Genomic DNA, 23,687 nt, shown 5'->3' with positions numbered 1-23,687 from the left:
GCCTCCGCGTCAGGCCGGGATGCGCACAGGCAGGCTGGAGATCGAGCGCAGGAGGTTGGAATAGGTCCGCACCGGCGGCCCCATCACTTCGATCATCTTCCAGTCGCGCCGCAGAATCTCTTCCCACAGGATCATCAGCTGCATCTCGGCCAGGCGATTGCCGACACAGCGATGGATACCGAACCCGAACGACAGATGCTGGCGCGGGCGTGGCCGGTCGATGATGAAATCATCCGGCCGCTCGATCGCGTCCTCATCGCGGTTGCCCGAGATGTACCACATCGCCACCTTGTCACCCGCGCGGATGGTCTTGCCGGCCAGCTCCACGTCGCGTGTGGCGGTGCGGCGCATATGGATCACCGGGGTCTGCCAGCGGATGACTTCGGGCACCATGCTGGGAATCAGCCCCGGATTGTCCTTCAACTTTCGGAACTCGTCGGGAAACTGGTTCATCGCCAGCAGGCTGCCGGACATCGAGTTGCGGGTGGTGTCGTTGCCGCCGACGACCAGCAGCAGCAAGTTGCCCATGAACTCATGCGGGCGGGTCGGCAGGTCGCGCGTCGCCTCTCCGTGCGCAAGCATGGAGATCAGGTCGGGCCGCGGGTCCTGCTTCGCCCGCTCCTCCCACAGCGCCCGAAATTCGGCCATCGCGACATCGAGGATCTCGTTACGCTTCTCCTCGGAGTCCACCTCGGTGCCGGCACGCGTGTTCACCGTGGCGACGTTGGACCAATAGGTGAGTTTCCGCCGTTCCTCGAACGGGAAGTCGAACAGCGTGGCCAGCATCATCGTGGTCAGCTCGACCGCAACGAGGTCTACCCAATCGAAAGTCTCACCGCGCGGCAAGGAGTCCAGCACTTTGTTGGTGCGCTCCCGGATCGTGTCCGCCATGCGGGCCAGGTTGCCCGGCGCGACGATGGGGGAGACGGTCTTGCGCTGCTCGTCATGCTTCGGCGGATCCATCGAGATAAAGCTGGGCCGCCTTTTGTCCACCGGCAGGTCCCGCAGGACGATGCCGCCCATGTAGGCGTCAGAGGAAAACGCCTCATGATTCGTGTCCACCGCCATGATGTCGCGGTAGCGGGTGACGGACCAGTAGGCGCCGTACATGCCGTTTTCGCAGCGATGTACCGGGTCTTCCCGCCGCAGGCGTTCGAACCATGGGCGCCAGGTATCGTCCTGGTACAGGTGCGGATCGCTGACATCGATCTGGCTCAGTGGAACGGACTGCGCGTCGGCGCGCGGGTCCGCCTGGACCGGAGCATTCATGGTTCGCCTCCCTCGCGTCGCTGACGCGCGACACGTCGTTCTTGTTTGGTCGTGTCGACCTTGATCGTGCCTGGTTTGGTCATATCCGGGACCGGCCGCCTTCGGCCAGCTCCGCGTTGAACCATTATAACGCAGATCAAACGCGCTTGGGGAAGAACCGGTTCAATGCCGGCGGGGCAGCAACGGCACCGCCGCCAGGGAGGGCGCGGCGACGACGCGCCAGGCGGTGAACGGCGCCGGGGCGCCGGGCCGGTCGATCTCGCCCAGCTTCTCGGCACGGTTCCATAGCGCCGGGTCCGGCGGCCCGGCGCGGCGGGCATCGCGCAGCAACAGGCCGATACGGCCGGCGATGTCGGTGCGCCGCAGGTCGAACAGCACCCAGCGCGGGTCGACGCCGACCATCGGCACCGTGGCGGACAGGGTCCAGGCGAGCTGGGAATCGGTGTCATAGCCGTCCGCCGCCACGAAGCTGGCGCGCATGGCCGCCGCCTCGACCGCGGCATCCCGCGCCAGCACGTCCCAGCCGCGCAGCCGCATGGCGATCGGGTCCAGGCGGGGCGGCAGTGGGACAAGCCCAAACACTGCCTGCAGATAGACAGCCGCGGTGATCGCGAAGCCCAGCGCGCTGGCACCGACCCAGTCGCGACGGCCGCGCGCGGTCAACCAGCCGGCAGCAGCCAGCGACAGGGCTGGATAGATGACCGCCGGCCAATTGCCCTGCACCCGATCGCCCAGCGCGTGCTGCAGGAACACCAGCACCGGCGGCAGCGACAGCGCCGCCAGCAGCGCCCAGTTCGCCGCGCGGCGCATGCGGCGCAGCGCCGCCGCCAACCCGATCAGGCACAGGATGAAGATCCAGGGCGTCACCAATCCCGCTTGACTGCCCACCAACTCCGCCAAAAACCCGACCGCTCGGCCGGGCTGCCAGTCGGTGACCCGCCCACCCTGCTTCAGGAACCCGGCCCACTGATGCGCCGCGTTCCACGCCACGACCGGCGCGAACATGGCGGCGCCGATCGCGATTCCGACCCAGGGCTGCCAGCGCCGCAGCCAGGCACGACCGGCCGGTACCAACAGGGCCCACAGGCCGATCCCCACCCAAAGGAACAGTGCGGTGTATTTGCTCAGGCTGGCGAGCCCGGCGAGCACGCCCGCCGCCAGCCACCAGATGCCCCTGCCCGTGGCCAGCAATCGTGCCATCGTCCAAAGCGTCGCGGTCCAGAACACCAGCAGCGGCGAGTCGGGTGTCATGATGATCGAGCCGACGCCCACCACCAGCGTCGCGTTCAGCAGCGACGTCGCAATCAGGCCTGCCCGGGTGCCGGGAAACAGGCACCGCCCCGCGTCGTACAGCAGCGTCGAAGCCACCGCCGCCGCCAGGGGCCCCAGCAGCCGCACACCCAACGGTGTTGCGCCGATCAGGCCCGTGCCTGTCCTGATCCACAGCGCGACCATCGGCGGATGGTCGAAATACCCTCCGGCCAAGGCCCGGGACCAGACCCAGTAGTATGCCTCGTCCGCCGACAGTGGCACCACGGCGGCGACGGCCAGCCGGATCAGCGTCGCCGCCGCCATGATGGCGGCAACCCCCATCACCGCGCGCTCATCCGAAGGAGGCGTGGATCGTCACCGGGCGCGCCAGACCAGCGTGGCGGAGACCGCGTAATTCCACACCACGCCGATCACCGCACCGACGGCGCCGGCGGCGGTCCACACGGTGTGCTGCTCATATAGCGCCTGGGCGATGCCAATATTGGCGATGGCGCCGAAACCACACACCACCATGAACAGCAGAAGCCCGCGCCATAGCCGCGGACCCTTCAATTTCCGGTCGGCATAGGTGATGGCGTTGTTGAGCTGGAAGTTGAACGCCATGGCAGCGATCGTGGCGACGGTCTGCGCCGCCTCGAAGCTGAGTGGCGCGCCCAGCCGCAGCAGCACCAGCACCGCCATGTGCACCACCACGCCCAGCGCGCCGACCAGCGCGAAGGAGAAGAAGCGCAGCGGCAGCATGCCGCCGAACAGCTTGTCCAGCAGCAGGCCGGCGAACTGGACCATCACCAGCGCATCCAATTTGGACTCCCCGGCAACCCGTTCGCGGAAGCCGGCGGGAATTTCCGTCACCCGCAACGGCTTCGGGCTGGTCAGCACGAGGTCCAGCAGGATCTTGAACCCCTGCCCGTTCAGGCCTTTTGCCAGGTCCTCGAACAGTGTGCGCGGCAGCATGAAAAAACCGCTCATCGGATCGGTCAGGCGCACCGGCAGGAAGGTCTGCGCCAATCTGATGCCGCCATCGGACAGGGCATGCCGCCAGGCATTGGCCAGACCGGCATTGTCGCCGCCTGCGATATGCCGACTGGCCACCACCAGGTCACAGTTCCCCTCGCGCAGCGTGTGCAGCATGACCGGCAGCCGGGTCTCATCGTGCTGCAGGTCGCCGTCGATCACCGCAACGTAATCGGCGGAGGAGGACAGCGCCCCTTCGATCACCGCCGAGGCCAGACCACGCCGTCCGACACGCCGGATACAGCGCACGCGCGGGTCTTGTCGGGCGATCGCCCGCACCGCGGCGGCGGTGCCGTCGGGGCTGTTGTCGTCGACGTAGATGACTTCCCAATCGATGCCGGAAAGCGCCGAGCGCAGTTTGTCGATCATCGGTGCGACATTCGGCCGCTCATTGTAGCAGGGCACGATGACGCTCAGCACGGGGGTGCGAAGCGGCCTGCTGTCGCGCTGGTCGGGGAGCGTGGCCACGGCGTCGGGCATGGGCGGCAGGCTGATACAGGCTCCGACCCGAAGGTCAAGCCGCCCCAAGATCACAGGGGCGGATGATCGGCTCCGGTCAGGCCAGGGCGTATTCGACCTCGGCGGTGTAGACCGAGGCTTCCTTGCCCAGTTGTGAGCTGAACAGGGTGAAATGCTCCACCGGGACGGGATCGGCCCGGAACAGGTTGTGCGCCTGGACGAAGGAGACCAGCTTGCCCTCGGCGACATTATCGAGCCGAGCGAGAGTGAGATGGGGTTGGAAGCGGCGGCGTTCGGGTTCGAGGCCGATGCGCTGCAGCGCCGTCTCGATCTTGGTCTGCAGGTGATCGAGCTGCGGATTGCGCTCCACTCCCACCCATAGCGCGGTGCTGCGTCCGCCGCGCGTAAAGGTGCCCAGGCCCGCCAGGGTCAGGGAGAAACCGCGGGCGCGCAGCCCGGCAAGGGCCACGTCGATTTCCTCGGCGCGGTGGCCCGGGGTCTCACCGATGAAGCGCAGGGTGACATGGTAGTTCTCCGGCGGTACCCAGCGAGCACCGGGGATGCCGGCGCCGGCCAGGGTGGCGATGCGCTGCCGAAGCTCCCAGGGCAGGTCGAGGGCAACGAAGAGTCTCATGCGCGGGCCCTCACGATGTTCTCGCTTCCGCGAGGAGTTTTTCCACGAGCGGCAGGAGTCGGGCAACGATCCGCTTCACGCCTTCCGGGTTCGGGTGCATCCCGTCCGCCTGATTGAGCGACGGGATCGCCGCCACGCCGTCCAGGAAGAACGGATCATACAGCACGCCCTGTCGCTGGCCGAGACGCTCATAGACCGCATGGAATGCCTCGCTGTAGTCAGGGCCCAGATTGGGCGGCGGATACATGCCGGTCAGGAGTACCGGGATATGCCGAGCGGCCAGCATGTCCAGGATGGCGGACAGATTGGCCTCCAGTTCCTTGGGATCGACCCCGCGCAGGCCGTCATTGCCGCCGAACTCGACGATCGCCGCATTCACCCCGTCGGCCAGCACCCAGTCCAGCCTGGCGCGGCCGCCGGCGGAGGTATCGCCGGACACCGCGCCGTCGACGATCGTGACGTCATGGCCGGCGGCCTTCAATGCGGCCTGCAGCTGTGCCTCGAATCCGTCCGGATGGGCCAGGCCGTAGCCGGCGGAAAGGGAATCGCCGAACACCAGCAGGCGCAACCTGGCTTCGCGAGGGACCGCTCCCGCCGGGCCGGCCGGCGCATCCTTGCGCGTGTCCCTGGGCGAATCGGCAGCGCTCGCGGGTTGTGTGGCGGCGCTGGTTAACAAGGACATAATCAGCAAGAGCGGAGACATGGCCTTCCGAACGTCCTCCAGAGCCCGATATATCGCGCCGATGGATGCCATTCCGCCTGCTCCGCCTGCCACCGACCCGCTGGTACGGGTCAAGGGCCTCACCCTGACCGTGCCGTCGGCCGCCGGGCCGGTCAACATATTGCGCGGCATCGACCTGGAGCTCGGCCGCGGCGAGGCGGTGGGACTGATCGGACCCTCCGGATCCGGCAAGACCAGCCTGCTGATGGTCCTGGCGGGGCTGGAACGCGCCAGTTCCGGCAGCGTGGTGCTGGACGGGCAGGAGGTCACCGGGCTGAGTGAGGACGCACTGGCGGCGCTGCGCCGGCGACGGGTCGGCATCGTGTTCCAGGCGTTTCACCTGATCCCGACGATGACGGCACTGGAGAATGTCTGCGTGCCGCTGGAACTCGTTGGCGTGCGCGATGCCGCCGCGCGGGCACGCGCGGCGCTGGAGGCGGTCGGGCTGAGTCACCGGCTGACCCACCTGCCTGGCCAGCTGTCGGGCGGCGAACAGCAGCGCGTCGCCCTGGCCCGCGCCTTTGCTCCGGCGCCGGCCTTGCTTCTGGCAGACGAGCCGACCGGCAATCTGGATCATGCAACGGGTGCGGCGGTGATCGACCTGCTGTTCGCGCTGCGCCGCCGGCACGGCACGACGCTGCTGCTGATCACGCATGACCGGGACCTGGCCGCGCGCTGCGACCGGCAGGTGCACCTGTCGGACGGGCAGGTGGACACGGCGGTCGTGGTTTGAGGGCTACGCCATCCGCGGCCGATAGCAATATCCATGGCCGGTGCTGCCGGTCACTGCCGTCCCGGGATCGAGACATGTCGGGCCACAAAAATGGGGTCGATCCACCACGTCCTGGTCTACCACGCCCTGGCGGCCTGTTGCCGCCGCGTCACCCCCTCGGTCAGGATGCGGCCCATGAACCCGTCCCTTCTCCGCCTGGCCTTCACCCTCGCCCGGCGGGACCTGCGCGGTGGGGTGCGGGGGCTGTGGGTGGTACTGCTGTGCCTGGCGCTGGGGGTCGGCGTCATCACCGCGGTCGGCAGCCTGCGCGCGGCAGTGGATGCCGGGCTTGCGGCGGACGGGCGCGCCCTGCTCGGCGGCGACCTGGACATCGAAGGCGGCAATCAGCCGCTGCCCGACACCCTGCGCGGCTGGCTGCACGACCGCGGGGCGACGACATCGGACGTCGTGCAGATGCGCTCCCTGCTCGTCGCCCCGTCCGGTGAGCGGCAACTGATTGAGCTGAAAGCGGTCGACGGCGCGTGGCCGCTGGTTGGAGCCGTGCGAACCGATCCGCCACAGGACCTGGCCGCGGCGCTGGCGGAACGCGACGGACGCTTCGGCCTGCTGGCCGATCCGGTGGTGCTGGACCGGCTGGGCCTGAAGCCTGGCGATCCCGCGCGTATCGGCACCGAGACCTTCCGTGTCGCCGGCGCCCTGATCGCGGAGCCAGACCGGGTGGCGGCGACGTCCTTCTTCGGGGCCCGCGTGCTGATCGCCGCGGCGGCGTTGCCGCGGACCGGGCTGGTCGTGCCGGGCGCCATGCTGCGCTACCAGCTTCGTATCACCGTGCCGGATGCCGCCGGCCTGCCTGACGCGATTAGGACGGCGTTTCCCAACCAGCCCTGGCGGCTGCGCACCACGGCCGAGGCGGCCCCCGGCGTTGGCCGCTTCATCGATCAAATCGCGCTGTTCCTGACGCTGGTCGGACTGACCTCGCTGCTGGTCGGCGGCATCGGAGTCGCCAACGGCGTGCGAGCCTGGCTGGACGCCCGGACCCCCACCATCGCAACCCTCCGCTGTCTTGGCGCCACCGCCCGGCTGGTGTTCGCCACCTGCCTGATCCAGGTGATGACCTTGGCACTCGTCGGCATTCTGGCCGGCCTGGTGCTGGGCGCGGCGCTGCCCTGGCTGGCGGGTTCCCTGCTGTCCGGCCTGCTGCCAGTGCCGCCCCGCGCCGGGCTGTATCCGGAACCGCTGCTGCTGGCGGTGGCGTACGGGGTGCTGATCGCGCTGAGCTTCGCGCTGTGGCCGTTGGCGCGCGCGGCGCGGATTCCGGGCGGCGCGCTGTTCCGGGATGCGCTGCTGCCGGAGCGGACCCGGCCGTCGCTGCCGGTGGTCCTGCTGAATGTCGTGCTGGTGGGGACGCTGGTCGCGGTGACCATCGCCACCGCCGCCGACAGGCGGCTGGCGCTCTATTTCTGTATCGCCGCTGGAGCCACGCTGGCCCTGTTCCAGGGCGGCGGACTGCTGCTGATGGCCGCGGCGCGACGGCTGCCGCCGGTCCGCTGGCCGGCGGTGCGGGTGGGACTCGCCAACCTGCATCGCCCTGGCGCGCCGACGCCGCTGGTGCTGCTGTCAGCGGGCCTCGGCCTGTCCACCCTGGCTGCGGTGGCGCTGATCCAGGGCAACATGCAGCGGCAGATCCAGGCGCAAATCCCGGCCAATGCGCCCAGCTTCTTCTTTATCGACATCCAGAACGACCAGCTGGCGCGGTTTGAATCACTGGTGCGGTCGCAGCCCGGCGTGACCGCGCTGAAGCAGGTGCCGTCCCTGCGCGCGCGCATCGTCGCGGTGAAGGGCGTGCCGGCGCAGGACGCGGTGACCACGCCCGACACCGCCTGGGCGCTACGCGGCGATCGAGGTCTGACCTATGCCGCGGAACCGCCGGAAGGGTCGCGCATCACCGCCGGATCGTGGTGGCCGGCCGACTACGACGGAAAGCCGCTGGTGTCGCTGGATGCCGCCATCGCCAAGGGCTGGCATGTCGGGATCGGGGACGTGATCCGGGTGAACGTGCTGGGGCGCGACCTGGACCTGACAGTCGCCAATCTGCGTGACATTCAGTGGCAATCGCTGGGTATCAATTTCTTCATGGTCGCCAGCCCGGGCTTGCTATCGCATGCACCGCACACCCATATCGCCACCGTCCGTGTCGATCCGGCCGAACAGGGCAGGCTGTTGCGCCTGGTAACCGATGCCTTGCCGAATGTCACCGGTATCCGGGTCGAGGACGTGCTGTCGGCGATTGCGGGCCTGCTGGGCCAGATCGCCGCGGCGTTGACCGCCACGGGGGCGCTGACCTTGGTGGCCGGGGCCCTGGTGCTGGTCAGCGCGATCGCCGCCGGCCAGCGCCGCCGGGTGCGGGAGGCGGTGATCCTGAAGACGCTGGGCGCCACGCGCCGGCAGCTTCGGATCGCCTGGCTGGCCGAGTTCGGCGTGCTGGGCCTGGTTGCCGGAAGCATCGCCGCCCTGATCGGGACGGCGGCGAGCTACGGCGTCATGAATTACATTTTGCACACGCACTGGCTTTTCCTGCCCGGCGCCCTTATGTCGGTGCTTGCGGGAGCCATCGCAATCATGTTGCTGTTCGGCTATGCTGGAACAGCAGCGTCGTTGCGGGCCAGGCCGGCGCCACTCCTGAGGAATGAGTAGCGCTCGACATTCGTCCGTCCGGCCCGCTGACGGAGCACTGAGCGGTCCGACCCGTGGGGGAACAACGTCGATGGGGAAAAACCCCAATGCCGTCTTCGCGCCACCGGGACGATCGAGTATACTGAACCTGAGCACCCGCTCGAAAGGAACAGGGAAACATGGCTTATAGTCCGGATTTCCGGGCCTATCCAAGGGCATCCGCCGCCACGACGGCCGCCGTACTTGACGCCGGTCTTCGGGCTTACATGCTGCGCGTGTACAACTGGATGGCGTCCGGCCTGCTGCTGACCGGCGTGGTCGCCTACGTGATCGCCAACACCAGTCTGATCAATGCGTTCTACCCGCTGGTGCAGACACCGTTCGGCTATACCCATCAGCCGACCGCGCTGGCGATGATCGCGATGTTCGCGCCGCTGGCCTTCGTGCTGGTGCTGTCGCTGGGGGTCAACAAACTGTCGACAAGCGCGGCGCAGACCCTGTTCTGGGTGTTCTGCGCGGCCATGGGCGCCAGCCTGACCAACATCTTCCTGGTCTACACCAGTGAATCGATCGTCCGCGTCTTCTTCATCACTGCCGGCACCTTCGCGGCCACCAGCCTGTTCGGCTACACGACGAAGACCGACCTGACGAAGATGGGCGGGTTCATGATGATGGGCCTGATCGGCATCATCATCGCCAGCCTGGTGAATCTGTTCCTGCACAGCTCCGGCCTGCAGTTCGCGATCAGCATCATCGGTGTCGTGGTCTTCACTGGGCTGACCGCCTATGACACGCAACGCATCAAGGCCGACTACGTACAGTTCGCCTATGCGATGGGCACCGACGGCGCGGCGAAGCGCAGCGTCTACGATGCGCTGAGCCTGTACCTGAACTTCATCAACCTGTTCATGCTGCTGCTGCAGCTACTGGGCAATCGCAACAACAACTGATCGCCGATCAGCGTTGTCTCACAAAGGCGGGGACCGGTTCCCCGCCTTTTTCGTTTCTATCAATACTGTCTATCGTCATGCCTCCGGAGCCGGTGCCGGACGTTCCAGCCCAGGCGCCGCCGGTTTATACAAATGTCCGAACCAGCAGACGGGAGCGCGCCTCGTGGCCTTCGCATGCACCATCCCCGCCGTCCCCACCGTGCAGCAGGATGACGAGGAGGTGCGGATCACGCGCTGGGATTTCCCGCCGGGCGCCGTCACCGGACAGCACATCCATGGCTGGCCGTACGTCATCGTCATGCTGACCGACGCGATCATGCGCGTCGACAACGGCAGCTCGGTCACCGACGTGCCGCTGAAGGCCGGCCAGGCCTATCATCGGCCCGCCGGTGTGGAGCACGACGTCATGAACGGAGGTGACCAACCGATGGCCTTCGTGGAGGTCGAAATCAAACGCCCCGAAGCCCTGCGCTTCGCCTGACGAAGCGGGGCGAAGGCCGGGATTTTCATCCGCAAGCAAGAGCCGGCATGCGTCACGCCCCAGCCGCGCGATGCGCTTCGGCGTTCTCGGGCGTACCCATGGCAGGCTTCCGCCAGCGCGACCACAGGACACGCCGACCCGCGGCACCCCAGATACGCCGACACCGCGGCGAGGGCTGAGCGTTTCTACACGCCCGCGCTGTGGCGCGCGGCGGATTTCCCCAGGTAGCTGTCGAACACGGCGGCGATCGAGCGGACAAACGGGCGTCCGGCCTCGGTGACCGACAGGGACATGCCGTCCCGTTCCAGCAGCGCATCATCGATGAAGGGTTGCAACCGGCTCAGCTCGGTCCGCAGATGATCGCCCGCCAGATCGGGATGGTCGGCGTACCTGCCCAGGTCGACGCGGAAGCCGCACATCAGCTGCTCGATGATCGCGCCGCGCAGGCGGTCGTCGCCGGTCAGCGCAATGCCACGCGCCACCGGCAGCCGTCCGGCGTCAATGGCGGCGCGCCACCCGGCGACATTGGACAGGTTCTGCACATAGCCGCCCGGCAGCCGGCCGATTGAGGAGGCGCCGAAGCCGATCAGCGTATCCGCCGCATCCGTGGTGTAGCCCTGGAAGTTCCGGTGCACGGTGCCGGCCGCCACGGCACGGGCCATCGCATCGCCCGGCCGGGCGAAATGGTCCAGGCCGATGCGCTGGTAACCAGCCGCCCGCAGCATGCCGGCGGCCGCGGTCTGCTGCGCATGACGCGCCTCGGTGTCCGGCAGCGCATCCTGCGGCAACAGCTTCTGCGCCGGCTTCATCCACGGCACGTGAGCGTAACCGAACAGGGCGATCCGGTCGGGCCGCAGGGCGATCATCCGCGCCAGGGTTTCCCGCACCGAATCGACCGTCTGATAGGGCAATCCGTACAACAGGTCGACATTGACCGACGGCACGCCGGCATCACGCAGCATGCGTATCGCGGCCTCGGTCACCGCCCAGGGCTGTTCGCGGTTGATGGCGGCCTGTACCGCTCCCTCAATATCCTGCACACCGACACTGGCGCGGTTCAGGCCATTGCGCCGCGCCGCCGTCACGAAGTCGGGCGTCAGCTCACGCGGATCGATCTCCGCGGCGACCTCGGCATCCGGGGTGAAGACCGCCACGTCGCGCAGCGCGGCGAAGATGCGGTCCAGGTCGTCCGCCGCCAGAATGTTCGGCGTGCCGCCGCCCAGGTGCAAAGCCGAGGCCGCCAGCCTGTCCACCCGCCCGGCCCTGAGTGCCTCCCGCGTCAGCGCGATCTCCTGCAGCAGAGTCTCCACATAGGCGGCGACTGGCGCGCGTTGACGGGCCACCTGGGTATGGCATCCGCAATACCAGCATAGCGTGCGGCAGAACGGCACATGCACGTATAAGGAGACGGGACGCACCGGATCTATCGTGGTGAGCCATTGCCGATACTCGGCCTCGCCGATGCCTTGATGGAAATGCGGCGCGGTCGGATAGCTGGTGTAGCGCGGCACATTGGCGCCGTACTTGGCCGCCAGCGCCGCCGCGGGCCGGCGCGCGGCCGCCTGGGAGCTCGCACCCATCTGTCTGCCTTCCGCGATCGCGCCGGATCAGGAATTGAGGGCCCGCAGCTCATCCATGTCGGTCAGGGTGACCCGCCGAGCGCCGGCGAGACGGATCACGCCTTCGCGCTCGAACTGGGACAGGGTGCGGGAGACCGTCTCGATGGTCAGACCCAGGTAGTCGGCGATGTCCTGCCGGGTCATCGCCAGATCGATGAAGGCGCCGCCCGGGGCACGGGCGGCCATTTCCAGCAGGAAGGCGGCCAGCTTCTGCGCCGCACTGCGGCGGCCCAGCAGCAGGGAATGGTCCTGCGACCGTTCCAGGCAGCGCATCACATAGGAGAACATCTGGCCGGCGACGCGCTCGTCGCGGCCGGCCAACATCTCGAAGCCGCGGCGGCGATAGGGGATCAGGACGCAGTCGGACACTGCCTCGGCGGACAACCGATGCTCGGCGCCGGCCTCGAAGCCGAAGATCTCGCCCTCGCCGTAGAACGCATCGATCTGGCGGCGGCCGTCGCTGAGGAACTTGCAGGTGCGGACCACGCCACGCACGACCTTGAAGAAGGTGTTGGCGGCGTCGCCCTCGGCGTAGATTTCCTGGTCGGCGACGAAATGAATAGTGCCGCCCGCGACACCCTGATCGGGAAACGCGTCCATCGCCCACCCGGTCGGGGAAACCCCCGCCTGGGCGATTCCTGTTTGGGCGATTCCTGTTTGGGCCAGCCCGGCCTGGACTGCGGTGAAACGGTTGTCGCCATGATGGGTAAGGGTGATGGACATCGGGGGCTCCGGTTCACAGGCGTAAGTCGGTGAACAGGGTGTAATCCGCCTCCTGCCGTGCCGATATTCGGTTATCTCCTACGGGATTCTACGTACCCGGCAGGCAGTCCGGCGCGCCCAGGATCGTCTGGATCGAGGCTGCCAGCGCATTCTCCAGGAACGGTTTTTCCAGCACCACCTGCACGCCGGCCACCGCGGCCTGTGCCTGCAGCCGATCGGTGACGTGGCTGGTCATCAGGATGGCCGGGACCGGAATGGCACGCCGCCGCAATTGATCGATCAGCTCCAAGCCATCCATGTCCGGCATCCTGTCATCGACGATCACGCAGCCGGCCGTGTCCAGATCGCCGCCGGCCAGCAGCTCCTGGCCACCGCTGTAGACGCGGACGCAAAACCCCTGCAGGCGCAGCGCGAATTCCAGCGCCTCCCGCACCGCCTTGTCGTCGTCGACGATCAAGACGCGCTGGTGGTGACCTGGCATGCAATGACTCCGGGCGCCAAGGCAGAGAATGCTCGGCGATCGTGCCCAGACTAGGTGCGTAAGATCGATAGCGGTTTGATCTGGCGCAACCCCGTCCGCGACCAGGGCGCCCCTGCCCGTCATCATCTTGCCCCGTCATCACCTTGCCCCGTCATCACGCTGTCTGGGACTGCCCTTCGTGGCATCGCCGTTGAGGGGCATTGCCCTGGCCAGCGCCGCCGCGGCCGCGACCGCGCCGGATCAGGAATTGAGGGCCGCGGCGTCTCCCCCGGCCCTCAGGCCGGCGCCTCGCCGGCGCGGGCGACGAAGACCATGCGCAGCAGATCGGACAGGGTGGCGGCACCCATCTTGGTCATCACATTGGCGCGATGCACCTCCACCGTGCGGGCGCTGATCTGCAGGTCGTAGGCGATGGTCTTGTTGGCATGACCCTGCACAAGGCCCTCCAGCACCTCCACCTCACGCGGTGACAGCGTGGCCAGGCGCGCCTTGATCGCCGCGACTTCCTGTGCGCGGGCACTGTCGACGGCCTGGCGGGAAACGGCGACGCGGATCGCGGTCAGCAGCGTTTCGTCACCGAACGGCTTTTCGATGAAATCGACGGCGCCGGCCTTCATCGCCTGGACCGCCAGCGGCACGTCGGCGTGGCCGGTGATGACGATCACCGGCATCTCCACGTCCAGCGCCTTCAGCCGCTGCTGCAATTCCAGCCCGTCGATCCCCGGCATGCGGACATCGGTGACGATGCAGCCGGGCTGCAGGGTCGGCACCGCGTCCAGAAAGACCTGGGCCGATTCGTAGACGCGCACCGCATAGCCCGAGGCCGTCAGCATGAAGGCCAATGACTGGCGGACCGCGTCGTCGTCATCGATCAGATGCACCACCGCATCATGCGCCATGCGCCGCGTCCCCTTCTGCCTCCGCCCCTTCGGTCAGTTCGTTCGCGCCGATCGCCTTCACCGTCAGCCGGAAGATCGTGCCCCCCTCGGGGTTCGGCTCGACCCATAGCCGCCCGCCATGCGCCTCCACGATGGTGCGCGAGATCGACAGGCCGACGCCCATGCCGTGCGGCTTGGTGGTGACGAAGGGTTGGAACAGCCGATGCGCCACCTCCGGCGCGATGCCCGGCCCCGTATCGGTAACGCTGATCTCCACCATCTCCCCCGGCCGCACGCTCGTCGCAACCAGCAGTTCACGCCTCTCGGTTTCCTGCATCGCCTCGATCGCGTTGCGCATCAGGTTCAGGATGACCTGCTGGATCTGCACCTTGTCGACGACAACGAAGCGCGCCCGCCGATCGAGGTCGTAGCGCACGCGCACGCCGGTCTCCCGGATACCGACCAGGGCCAGCGCGCTGGCCTCCTCGATCAGCTTGCTCAAGCCCTCCACCTGGCGCTCGCTTTCCCCGCGGGAGACGAACTGACGCATGCGGCGGATGATCTGGCCGGCCCTCAGCGCCTGGTCGGCGGCGCGCTCGATCGCCTCGCGGACCATCACCGACTCGGGCTCCGTCTTGCCGTCCAGCAGGCGGCGGCAGCCATTCAGGTAGCTGGCGACGGCAGTCAGCGGCTGATTCAGCTCATGCGCCAAGGTCGAGGCCATCTCGCCCATCGCGGTGAACCGCCCCATATGGATCAGCTCTGTTTGCAGGTCCTGCAGCCGCCGCTGGGTTTCCTGCCGCTCCGTCAGGTCACGGATGAACCCGGTGAAGGAACGGGCGCCGCCGGATTGCATCTCACCCACCGACAGTTCCAGCGGAAAGGTGGAGCCGTCGCGGCGCAGGCCGACGACGACGCGGCCGATGCCGATGATCCGCTTCTCCTCGGTGCGCAGGTAACGCTCGATATAGCCGTCATGTTGTTCACGGTAGGGCGACGGCATCAGGACGGACACATTGCGGCCCACCAGCTCTGCCTCGGCATAGCCGAACAGGCGCTCGGCGGCGGCGCTGAAGGACTGGATATGGCCCACGCTATCGATGACGATCATGGCGTCGGGCACGGTATCCAGGACCGAGCGTAGATGGGCTTCCCGCTGCTCCAGCGCGATTTGCGCCCGCCGGGCGGCGGTCACGTCGCGGGCGACGGTGGACACGCCGGCCAGCGCGCCGGCGGCATTCCACAGTGGCGAGATGGTCAGCGATACGTCGATGACCGCGCCATCCTTCCGCCGGCGGCGAGTCAGCTCGTGTTCGATGCGTTCGCCGCGGCCAATGCGGCCCAGGATGTTCCGGGCGTCATCGGTCTGGCCGTCCGGCAACAGAATCGCCATCGGGCGGCCGATGATCTCGGCAGAGGCATAGCCGAAGATGCCTTCGGCACCGCGATTCCAGTCGGTGATGGTGCCGTCCAGCGTCTCCGCGATGATCGCGTCATCCGAGGACGTGACGATGGCGGCCAGGCGGCGGTTCACTTCCTCGGCGGTGGGGCCGACAGGAAGATCCGTCAGGATGCCATCCGCCGTGGCGGACCGCTCGGAGTCCGCGCCCGGCGCCGCCACGGCGCGGCCGCGCAAACGCAGGCAGCGTGATCCGGAAGTCGCCTGGCTGCCCGTGCCCCGATTGCCCGTGCCCCGATTGCCCGTGCTCTGGTTGCGGGTGGTATGCAGGTTCAAGTCGAACGCACCGGGATGCACGGCGATGTCCTGCACCGGCTGGCGGCTGTCCGGATGCAGCCGGTCCAGAAACGCGCCGATCGGCATCCGCCCATCCGCCATGTCGGCGACACCCAGCATCGCCGCAGCGCGGGTGGACAGCCGCACGAAGCCGCCGCCAATATCCCAGTGCCAGGCGCCGATATCGGCTGCCTCCATGGCGCGCATGGCGTCCTCGAGCCGCGTATCGTCGGACGGGCCGCTGGTGACCGCAGACATCTGGAATCCGAGCCATGGTGTGCAAAGGGGCTTGCATCATAATCCCGGCCGCGTTGACTGCCATCCCCGATTATTGGCCCTGTTGTTGGTCAGGACGATTGGCCGCGTTCTTGCCTGCTGGCCAGGAGGGTTGGAGATGAAGATCAAGACGGCGACCTATCGCGTCGCGGAAAGGACCGCAATCGACCTGCGGGAATGGCCGACGCGCGGCGAGGCGCTGGCCGGTTCGAAGGCGGCTTACAAGAAGCTGCTGCAGATGCATGTCGAACGGCTGAGTGAACTGCAACGGCTGCTGTACGCGTCCGATCGCCACGCCCTGTTGGTGATCTTTCAGGCGATGGACGCTGCCGGCAAGGACGGGGCGATCGCGCATGTGATGTCGGGCGTGAACCCGCAGGGCTGCCAGGTGTTCAGCTTCAAGCACCCCAGCGCGGAAGAGCTGCGGCACGACTTCCTGTGGCGGACAACGCGCAACCTGCCGGAACGCGGCCGGATCGGCATCTTCAACCGCTCCTATTACGAGGAAGTGCTGATCACCCGTGTGCACAGCGACCTGTTGGACGCCGAAGGCCTGGCCGATCGCCCGGCAAAGGACGCGGCGCTGTGGGAAAGCCGCTACCGCTCGATCCGCGACCTGGAACGCCACCTGTCGGCGAACGGCACCCGGATCGTGAAGTTCTTCCTGCATCTGTCGAAGGATGAGCAGCGGAGGCGGTTTCTTGCCCGTATCGATGAGCCGGAAAAGAACTGGAAGTTCAGCATGGGCGATATTGAGGAGCGGCAATACTGGAACGCTTACATGCATGCCTATGAGCAGTGCCTGAGCGAGACCAGTTCGCACGATGCCCCCTGGTACATCGTCCCGGCCGACAGCAAGCACGACGCTCGGCTGATCATTTCCCATGTGATCGTGAAGACGCTGGAACGGCTGAAAATGTCCTATCCCACAGTGAGCGATGCGCGGAAGGCGGAGCTGAAGGCGATCAGGGATCGGCTGGCGATGGAATAGATCGCCGCCACCGCGGCAGATCGTGGGCACCGATCGTGATCTCGTCATCCAGGCCGCCCCCGATGACGCGACTGACGAGGCCGTCCGGCAGCTTCATCGTCGAGAGCGCGGCTCGCGCCCCGCGCCGGCCGTCAGGGAAGACAACCCACGATCTCCTGCAACACCACGTGGTGGTCATCCAGCGGCATCGCATCGATGGTCGCTCCCCGCCGGCCGGTGACGCCGTCCACCGCCGGGCCATCCCGCACCATCGCCGCCAGCACCACACGGTCCAGAGCGGGGTCGAGGCACACCCGCAGATGGCCGGCCCAATCCGGCCGCAGCATCGACAGCGCCGCTGCCAGCGCATAGGCGCCCCAGTGCGACACGCCGGCCGCGATCAGGTGATCTGCCGGCACGACACAGGCGATGCGATCGCCGAATGGGATATGCTGCCCGACCAGGCTGCGCGGCAGGCTGCCCATGCCGATCTCATTGCCGCCGTCGCCGATCGCGATGGTGTGCCATGGCCCTGCGGTGAACAGGCGATCCAGTGCCGCGGTGTGGTCGCTGATATCCAGTCCCCGCATGTTGCGTGGACGTCCATCGGCGGCGGGACCACAGCGTTCGATCGCCAGCGCCCAGGTGACGCCGTCGCGCCGCCAGGCATCGATGATGCCATCGACTGCAAGGCCCGGCGGTGCGGCGTCCACCGCCACCTCCGCCACCCCTGCCCCGGCCAGCGCCGCTCGGGTGGCCGCCGCGCAGACCGTGTCCGTGGCCACCCGGCAGGTCAGCCCGGCGTCACGGAAGGCGCGAGCCAGCAGCGCGGCGGCGGCCGGTCCGTCGGTCTCGGCGGCGGGCGGCGTGCCGCCTGGGACGAAGAAACCTGTCAGCAGGCCGATCCGCGGTGCCCGTTCCCGCGCCAGCGCCGATGCGGCTGCGTGCAAGCCGCCCCGAGCGGCGGCAAAGACCGGCTGCATGCCGCGGCCGACATCGCGGTGAATGATGGCTTCGATCCGATCGATCACTGCGATCCGGCTGGTCATTGGGCGCACAGGCTCATGATGACACCGATGGCGGCACGACCCGGACCAGAGCCGGGATGCGCCGGCCCGGATCGGGACGGCGCCGCATCGGTCAGAGGGCCGACAGGCTGGTGTTCCGCAGGTCGGTGATCAGCATGCAGCCGGGCGCGTGGGTAATGCAGAACGCCGGCTTGGCCTGGGCGATGACCGCCTGAGGCGTGACGCCGCAGGCCCAGAACACCGGCAACTCGTCCGCCGCGATCGGTACCGCGTCGCCGTAGTCCGGCTTGGCGATGTCGGCGATGCCGATCATTTCGGGCAACCCCAGATGCACCGGCGCGCCGTGCACCGACGGAAAGCGGGAGGTGATCTGTACCGCGCGGATCGCATCCTTCGGCTTCAGCGGCCGCATGGAAACGACCAGAGGACCGTGGAAGACGCCGGCCGGCACGCAGGGGATAGTGGTGCGATACATCGGCACATTGCTGCCGCAGGCGATATGACGGACTTCGATCCCATCCTCGACCAGCGCCTCTTCGAAGGAGAAGGAGCAGCCGATGGCGAAGCTGACCAGGTCCTCGCGCCAGACATCCCGCACATCGGTGGGCTCCGATACAAGTTCGCCGTTCCGCCAGACGCGATAGCGCGGGATGTCGGTGCGAACGTCCAGATCGGCGCCCAGCGTGGGAAAGCCGGGATCCCCTGCCTCGGAGACCGCCAGGACCGGACACGGCTTAGGGTTGGCCTGGGCGAAGCGCAGGAAATCGTGTGCCAGGGCCTTGGGCAGGATCACCAGATTGGCCTGCACGTTGCCCGGCGCCAGCCCGGCGGTGGGCCCGGTGAAGGCACCGGAGCGGATACGCCGCCGCTCCTGCTCGCCGGCCTGGGGACGCAGATCGGTGATGGCGTTCATCCTGGCTCTCCGTCAAACTTTCCGTCAGGCTTATATCGCGCATCGCCGATGGACGATATGTCGCCGTTGGCCGGGCGTATCCAATCGACGCGGACCCGACGTTCCATGACCGGATACGGCGCGGCCGGCCAAAAGAAGCCGCAGGCTCTCGCAGAGGAGGAAGCACCCATGTCAGACATGTCACCCCACCCACCCTTCACGATGACCAAGATCGGCCATGTCGCGCTGCATGTGGCCGATATCGACCGGTCGCGGCGCTTCTATACCGAGGTACTGGGGTTCGAGGTGTCGGATGTCTACCCCGAGGAGATGCAGCCGAGCGGGGCGGTGTTTCTGCGGTTGAACCGGGACCATCACGGGGTGGCGCTGTTCAAGGCGACCGGGACCTGCCCGCCCGGTGCCGGGATGCATCACATGGCGTTTGAGGTTCCCACGCTGGATGACGTTTTCCGCGCCCGCGCCCATCTGCGCGCACACAATGTACCGATCGATTTCGACGGGCGGCGCCGCGCCGGCGTGCAGATCGCGGTGGAGTTCCGCGATCCGGACGGGTACCGGCTGGAGGTCTACTGGGGTATCGACCAGATCGGCCGCGGCGAGGCATCTCGTCCTGCCGACCAGTGGAAGGGTGCCCGCAGCCTGGAGGATGCGATCGCCGATCCGATGCTGGGCCAGGATACGCGGCTGGCTGACCCCTCCCTGGCTGATCCCTCCCTGACTGGCCGTTCCCCGGCTGATCCCTTCTCGGCGGGCAGCTGAACGGATACGCGTTCGTGCTTTGCGGCGCGATCGGCCGGCGTGGTAGCGTCGGCCAATGGGTTATTGGGGTAAGGTGATCGGCAGCACGGCCGGTTTCTTCATGGCGGGGCCGGCCGGCGCGGTGATCGGCGCTGCCCTGGGCCACGCCGCGGATTCCGGAGCGATCGGCGGGTTCAAGCTGCCGTTCGGCGCGGATGGGACGTTGAACCCGATCCGCGTCGCCGGCCTGATGGGGCGGCGGGATGAGGTGTTCGCCATCGCCGTTACCGTCCTGGCCGCCAAGCTCAGCAAGGTGGATGGTCCGGTCAAGCGCGGCGAGATCGACGCGTTCAAGGCCAGCTTTCGCATCCCCCCGGATTCCGCGCGCAATATCGCCAGGCTGTTCGACAACGCGCGCGATACGGCCGAATCCTTCGAGCCCTATGCCGCCCAGCTTGGCGAGAGTTTCGCCGATAATCGCGGATTGCTGGAAGACGTGCTGCGGGCGCTGTTCGTCATCGCCCGCGCGGACGGACCCCTGAACGGCAAGGAGCAGGCGTTTTTACGTCAGGTGCACCGGCACATGGGGCTGGACGCCGTGGCGTGGGAACGGGCGGCGGGCGGGCAATCCCGCGCCGCGCCCGGCCTGGACGAGCCCGACCCCTATCGCGAACTGGGCGTCAGCCGCTCGGCCAGCGGTGAGGAATTGCGGGCGGCCTGGAAGACGCTGATGCGGGAGAACCATCCGGATTCCCTGGCCGCGCGCGGCGTGCCGGCGGATTTCGTCGCGCGCGCCAGCCAGAAGGTGGCGCGGATCAACGCGGCCTGGGACCGGATCAAGCGCGAACGGGGATTGTAGGAAGCGGTTGACGGCGGAGCGGGCTGGCGGTATGTCGCCGCCTCCCGACTGGATGGCGGCGTAGCTCAGCGGTAGAGCAGGGGAATCATAATCCCTTGGTCGGCGGTTCAAATCCGTCCGCCGCTACCATCTTTGCAGTGGGTTGGCCCGGCCGCTTTCAGGCGTTTGGCACTTTGCCTTCCCTTCGTTTGGCGGTCGGCGTTTTCCACCACGCTGCCCCAGGCGGCACGATCGCCTCGACCGTGGTGACCTTTTGACGGACTTCACGGGACAGCGGTGTTGCTTTGAATCTGGCAGTGCCGCGCAGATCCGTGCGGGTATGGTCATCGGCGCCACCCTTGCCCAGCTCGCGGCGGCGTTTCAGTTCGCGCCACACAAACAACCCTCCAGCCCGGCTTCAGGATGCAGAGGACTGTCAGCACAGCACCGCCCGGCGGATAGTGAGGACGCGTTGGGCTTTTGTCTTTGGCACTCTTCGCATCGCGCCGCGCATGCTTATCCCGGAAACAGCGGCCGACGACGCCGCCCGCGGCGTAGCGCGATGAGTCCCAGACATCCGCCGATGACCAAGCTCAGTGAAGTCGGCTCCGGCGCGGAGACAAATGAGACTGAAACGTAGCCACCATTGTTCAGTTGGAAGGCTCCGCCCGACGTTTCGAAATGGCCGTCGGATGGCGAGTTTATGACCACACCGTCGAAAGTGACATCGATCGGACTGACGAGGTCATAGGCCTGAACCGCCGTTCCAGGAAGAAAGATTGATGCTCCGTCAAGGCTGCCGCCGCCGCTCCCTATGATGGCGATGGCTTCGAAATTAAACGTTTCTGTATATTGGGCACCTGTTTCGATCGAGATACCATAAAGCTCGACCGGGGCGAAGCCATCGATACTGAGCGTGGCGGTGATTTGGGTATTTTGAAACCCGCTGCCGTCGGCCGTCACGTTCGACGTATCGCCCTGCAGGGTTATGGTCAGCGTCTTGTTGGTGAAAGACGTCGCGCCCAACGTACCGCTGCCGATTCCCGTCTCCGTGTAGGTGATTGGCACCGCTTCCGCGCCGCCGGCGACCATCAGCGAGCCCAGCATGGCGACGAGATACACGGCAGCGCGTTTCATGGGTCGGTTCCTGTGAATAACGTCGGTTGGTCCAGGTGCCGCAGCATGCCCACCGGCCGATGAGGCGGGCAATCCTTTCACCAGCGGGCAAGGTACAGATTGCGCGGACGCGGTACGGATTCAGCGGAAAAAGCGTCGGAACCGCCCGAACCCTTGTACGAGACATGGCAAAAGGCGGCAGAAAGCACCTGTTCTTGGGATGATCCCCGATACGGAGGCGACCATGACCGTTCGCGATCCTGACAAACCGCCGCCGCCCGACGCCTTGCGGACCCCGGACCTTCACGATTTTTCCGATCTGGGCGGCAACCATGGCTACCTGACCGGCTCGCTGGCGGTGGGCGTTGTCATCGCCCTGGCGCTTCTCGCATGGCACGTCTCCCCTCACCCGCTCGGTGCCGCGCCTGATGCCGTGGCGAGCCGACCGGACGTCCTGGTGGTCACGCGTTGAACCCGCTCTCTCACCAGAGTGTGGTTCACCGAAATCATTTCGCTGGATCGCCGCATTCTGCCCAGGCGTAATGTCGTTGAGCTTGACCGGAGTGACGGCCGAGAGGCGCGAATTGCGTGATGGCGGCCGAAGGCGGAGATTGACCCGGCCAGCTCCGTCCCATGATACTGCCGGAATGAAAAACGCCCGCCTCCTGCTCTCTTCACTCGCCCCCTTTGGCCTCGCCCCTTTCGGCCTCGCCGTCCTCGGTTCTGCCGTCCCCGCCTCCGCGCAGGTGGCACTGGGTCCCGACTGCCGGCCGCTGCCGGTACCCGGCTACATGATGCAGCCGCAGCCGCCCGACCCAAGCTGTCTCGCTGCCCAGGCGCGCGCCGCCGAAGCCTATCGCAGGCGCCAGGCCGCCGAGGCGGAAGCTGCCCGCAAGCGCGCCGAGGCCAAGGCCGCCGCCGATCAGGAACGCCTGGCACAGGAAGAGAGTCAGTGCGCCGCCACCACGCCGGATGATGTGCGCGCGACGTTGGAGCAGGACCCCGGATCGCACGGGCTCCGATCCAAGATCCTGGACGTGGCGGCACCGCATTTCACCGCCAACGCCTGCCGCACCGAGGTCATGACCAGTACCGGCGTCATGCTCGGGCAGATCAGGTTCCGTGACTTCAACGGCAAGACCTATCTGCTGATCCATCTGCAGCCAGACAAGCGGTCCTGATCCCTATCCCAGCACCGACGACAGCGCCCCCTCGGCCAGGGCCGGCGCGTCTGCGCGCAAAAAGCAGGCGGCGGCGTGGTCCGGTGCGACCTGGAACAGCGAAGGCGCGGCGGACAGGCAGTGATCCATCGCCGATGGGCAGCGATCGGCGAAATGGCACCCCGCACCACCAGGGCGGCCAGCCGCGGGCTTGTCCTCGACCCAGCTTCGTTCCGTACTGACCAGCGGGATCGAACCGATCAGCAACTGGGTATATGGGTGCAGCGGCGCCTTCACCACCCGTTCGACATGGCCGGCCTCGGCGACGGCGGCGCGATACAGCACGATGATCGAGTCCGCCACCTGATACGCGGTGGCCAGGTCATGGGTGATGTACAGGATCGAGATCCGCATCTCCTCATGCAACCGGCGCAGGCTGCTCAGGATCGTTGCCCGTAACGACGCGTCCACCATCGAAACGGGTTCGTCCGCCACGATCAACCGCGGCCGCAGCAGCAGCGCCCGCGCCACCATGATACGCTGCCGCTGCCCGCCGGAGAGCTGGTGCGGATAGCGGCCCAGGATTTCCTCCGGCCGCAGGCCGACGGAGCGCAGCGCGGCCTCGATCAGCCCCCTGCCCTCGGTCCGGGTCGCTGCCAGGCGGAACTTCCGCACCGGCGTGGTCAATACGTGATCGACACGGTAGAACGGGTTGTAGACCTCGTACGGGTCCTGGAACACCGCCTGCACCTCGCGTCGAAACGCGTTGCGGCGCGCACCTGACAGGCCGGCCAGGTCCTCGCCACGATAGCGTACCGTTCCGGTGGTCGGCTCGATCATGCCCAGCAGCAGGCGGGCCAGCGTTGTCTTGCCGCTGCCGCTTTCCCCCACCACGGCGATGAAACGCGGCTGGTCCTCCTGCAACGCCAGAGAAACGTCTTCCAGCGCCACCTTGCCACCGGAAAAGGTTTTCCCGACCGTCCGCAGCTCGATCAAGGCGCTCATG

Annotated in this window: 24 protein-coding genes and 1 tRNA gene; 10 read left to right on the top strand and 15 right to left on the bottom strand. The window is 67.3% G+C overall.

The features are described 5' to 3' along the window. Positions 1-9: 9 nt before the first annotated feature. The 5 genes from VHC04_RS09830 to VHC04_RS09810 all read right to left on the bottom strand — a co-directional run bounded on the left by VHC04_RS09830 (position 10) and on the right by VHC04_RS09810 (position 5,204). Positions 10-1,269: a cytochrome P450 gene (locus VHC04_RS09830; protein WP_325680558.1), complete on the bottom strand. Its 1,260-nt coding sequence runs from the start codon at positions 1,267-1,269 to the stop codon at positions 10-12. Positions 1,270-1,431: 162 nt separating this feature from the next. Then, positions 1,432-2,862, bottom strand: coding sequence for a glycosyltransferase family 39 protein (locus VHC04_RS09825; RefSeq protein WP_325680556.1), 1,431 nt, complete (start codon positions 2,860-2,862; stop codon positions 1,432-1,434). A 33-nt stretch (positions 2,863-2,895) separates the two neighbouring features. Further along, the gene (locus tag VHC04_RS09820; protein ID WP_325680554.1) at positions 2,896-4,035 is read right to left on the bottom strand and encodes a glycosyltransferase family 2 protein; all 1,140 of its coding nucleotides are present in this window, start codon (positions 4,033-4,035) and stop codon (positions 2,896-2,898) included. Between the two features lie 76 nt (positions 4,036-4,111). Further along, a complete protein-coding gene (thpR, locus tag VHC04_RS09815) occupies positions 4,112-4,648 on the bottom strand; it encodes an RNA 2',3'-cyclic phosphodiesterase (RefSeq protein ID WP_325680552.1) in 537 nt (178 codons plus the stop codon). Between the two features lie 10 nt (positions 4,649-4,658). Continuing rightward, on the bottom strand, positions 4,659-5,204 hold the full coding sequence (locus VHC04_RS09810) for an arylesterase (protein ID WP_325680550.1): 546 nt from the start codon (positions 5,202-5,204) through the stop codon (positions 4,659-4,661). Between the two features lie 187 nt (positions 5,205-5,391). On the opposite strand from VHC04_RS09810, the gene VHC04_RS09805 reads away from it, so the two are divergent. The 4 genes from VHC04_RS09805 to VHC04_RS09790 all read left to right on the top strand — a co-directional run bounded on the left by VHC04_RS09805 (position 5,392) and on the right by VHC04_RS09790 (position 10,206). Further along, positions 5,392-6,102 (top strand): ABC transporter ATP-binding protein, encoded by a 711-nt coding sequence (locus VHC04_RS09805; protein ID WP_325680776.1) that lies wholly within the window; start codon positions 5,392-5,394, stop codon positions 6,100-6,102. Positions 6,103-6,276: 174 nt separating this feature from the next. Continuing rightward, positions 6,277-8,796 carry an ABC transporter permease gene (locus tag VHC04_RS09800; RefSeq protein ID WP_325680548.1) on the top strand — a complete coding sequence of 840 codons (2,520 nt, stop codon included), beginning with the start codon at positions 6,277-6,279 and terminating at the stop codon, positions 8,794-8,796. A gap of 158 nt (positions 8,797-8,954) precedes the next feature. After that, a complete protein-coding gene (locus VHC04_RS09795) occupies positions 8,955-9,725 on the top strand; it encodes a Bax inhibitor-1/YccA family protein (RefSeq protein ID WP_325680546.1) in 771 nt (256 codons plus the stop codon). 199 nt (positions 9,726-9,924) lie between these two features. Further along, positions 9,925-10,206 carry a cupin domain-containing protein gene (locus VHC04_RS09790; RefSeq protein ID WP_325680544.1) on the top strand — a complete coding sequence of 94 codons (282 nt, stop codon included), beginning with the start codon at positions 9,925-9,927 and terminating at the stop codon, positions 10,204-10,206. Positions 10,207-10,391: 185 nt separating this feature from the next. Here VHC04_RS09790 and hemN read toward each other — a convergent pair whose 3' ends face one another. From hemN to VHC04_RS09765, 5 genes are all read right to left on the bottom strand, one after another. Then, positions 10,392-11,786, bottom strand: coding sequence for an oxygen-independent coproporphyrinogen III oxidase (gene hemN, locus VHC04_RS09785; RefSeq protein WP_325680542.1), 1,395 nt, complete (start codon positions 11,784-11,786; stop codon positions 10,392-10,394). 27 nt (positions 11,787-11,813) lie between these two features. Next, positions 11,814-12,548: a helix-turn-helix domain-containing protein gene (locus VHC04_RS09780; RefSeq protein ID WP_325680540.1), complete on the bottom strand. Its 735-nt coding sequence runs from the start codon at positions 12,546-12,548 to the stop codon at positions 11,814-11,816. Positions 12,549-12,636: 88 nt separating this feature from the next. Further along, complete coding sequence (locus tag VHC04_RS09775; RefSeq protein ID WP_325680538.1) at positions 12,637-13,029, bottom strand: response regulator transcription factor; 393 nt, start codon at positions 13,027-13,029, stop codon at positions 12,637-12,639. A 275-nt stretch (positions 13,030-13,304) separates the two neighbouring features. Further along, complete coding sequence (gene fixJ, locus VHC04_RS09770; protein ID WP_325680536.1) at positions 13,305-13,928, bottom strand: response regulator FixJ; 624 nt, start codon at positions 13,926-13,928, stop codon at positions 13,305-13,307. Continuing rightward, positions 13,918-15,900, bottom strand: coding sequence for a PAS domain-containing sensor histidine kinase (locus VHC04_RS09765; protein ID WP_325680534.1), 1,983 nt, complete (start codon positions 15,898-15,900; stop codon positions 13,918-13,920). Before VHC04_RS09765 ends, fixJ begins: the two co-directional genes overlap by 11 nt. A 136-nt stretch (positions 15,901-16,036) precedes the next feature. On the opposite strand from VHC04_RS09765, the gene VHC04_RS09760 reads away from it, so the two are divergent. Beyond that, complete coding sequence (locus VHC04_RS09760) at positions 16,037-16,909, top strand: ADP-polyphosphate phosphotransferase (RefSeq protein WP_325680532.1); 873 nt, start codon at positions 16,037-16,039, stop codon at positions 16,907-16,909. A gap of 131 nt (positions 16,910-17,040) precedes the next feature. Here VHC04_RS09760 and VHC04_RS09755 read toward each other — a convergent pair whose 3' ends face one another. Continuing rightward, a complete protein-coding gene (locus tag VHC04_RS09755) occupies positions 17,041-17,937 on the bottom strand; it encodes a glutamate cyclase domain-containing protein (RefSeq protein WP_325680530.1) in 897 nt (298 codons plus the stop codon). Between the two features lie 91 nt (positions 17,938-18,028). Beyond that, a complete protein-coding gene (locus VHC04_RS09750; protein ID WP_325680528.1) occupies positions 18,029-18,829 on the bottom strand; it encodes a putative hydro-lyase in 801 nt (266 codons plus the stop codon). Positions 18,830-18,997: 168 nt separating this feature from the next. Here VHC04_RS09750 and VHC04_RS09745 point away from each other — a divergent pair, with 168 nt between their 5' ends. From VHC04_RS09745 to VHC04_RS09735, 3 genes are all read left to right on the top strand, one after another. After that, a complete protein-coding gene (locus tag VHC04_RS09745) occupies positions 18,998-19,588 on the top strand; it encodes a VOC family protein (protein ID WP_325680526.1) in 591 nt (196 codons plus the stop codon). A gap of 55 nt (positions 19,589-19,643) precedes the next feature. Beyond that, positions 19,644-20,426 carry a TerB family tellurite resistance protein gene (locus VHC04_RS09740; RefSeq protein WP_325680524.1) on the top strand — a complete coding sequence of 261 codons (783 nt, stop codon included), beginning with the start codon at positions 19,644-19,646 and terminating at the stop codon, positions 20,424-20,426. 54 nt (positions 20,427-20,480) lie between these two features. Beyond that, positions 20,481-20,555 (top strand) — tRNA-Met (locus VHC04_RS09735). 28 nt (positions 20,556-20,583) lie between these two features. Here the strand turns inward: VHC04_RS09735 and VHC04_RS09730 are convergent. Together VHC04_RS09730 and VHC04_RS09725 are read right to left on the bottom strand one after the other, a co-directional pair. Further along, positions 20,584-20,802 carry a hypothetical protein gene (locus tag VHC04_RS09730; protein WP_325680522.1) on the bottom strand — a complete coding sequence of 73 codons (219 nt, stop codon included), beginning with the start codon at positions 20,800-20,802 and terminating at the stop codon, positions 20,584-20,586. Positions 20,803-20,921: 119 nt separating this feature from the next. Then, positions 20,922-21,542 carry a PEP-CTERM sorting domain-containing protein gene (locus VHC04_RS09725; RefSeq protein WP_325680520.1) on the bottom strand — a complete coding sequence of 207 codons (621 nt, stop codon included), beginning with the start codon at positions 21,540-21,542 and terminating at the stop codon, positions 20,922-20,924. 223 nt (positions 21,543-21,765) lie between these two features. Here VHC04_RS09725 and VHC04_RS09720 point away from each other — a divergent pair, with 223 nt between their 5' ends. Together VHC04_RS09720 and VHC04_RS09715 are read left to right on the top strand one after the other, a co-directional pair. Continuing rightward, complete coding sequence (locus tag VHC04_RS09720) at positions 21,766-21,993, top strand: hypothetical protein (protein WP_325680518.1); 228 nt, start codon at positions 21,766-21,768, stop codon at positions 21,991-21,993. Between the two features lie 175 nt (positions 21,994-22,168). Continuing rightward, positions 22,169-22,702 carry a hypothetical protein gene (locus tag VHC04_RS09715; RefSeq protein WP_325680516.1) on the top strand — a complete coding sequence of 178 codons (534 nt, stop codon included), beginning with the start codon at positions 22,169-22,171 and terminating at the stop codon, positions 22,700-22,702. Between the two features lie 3 nt (positions 22,703-22,705). Here VHC04_RS09715 and VHC04_RS09710 read toward each other — a convergent pair whose 3' ends face one another. Next, complete coding sequence (locus tag VHC04_RS09710; RefSeq protein WP_325680514.1) at positions 22,706-23,686, bottom strand: ABC transporter ATP-binding protein; 981 nt, start codon at positions 23,684-23,686, stop codon at positions 22,706-22,708. Between the last annotated feature and the right edge of the window lies 1 nt (position 23,687).

The organism is Rhodopila sp. (genome assembly GCF_035548095.1).
Classification (GTDB): domain Bacteria; phylum Pseudomonadota; class Alphaproteobacteria; order Acetobacterales; family Acetobacteraceae; genus Rhodopila.
This window is presented reverse-complemented; position numbering and strand designations above follow the sequence as displayed.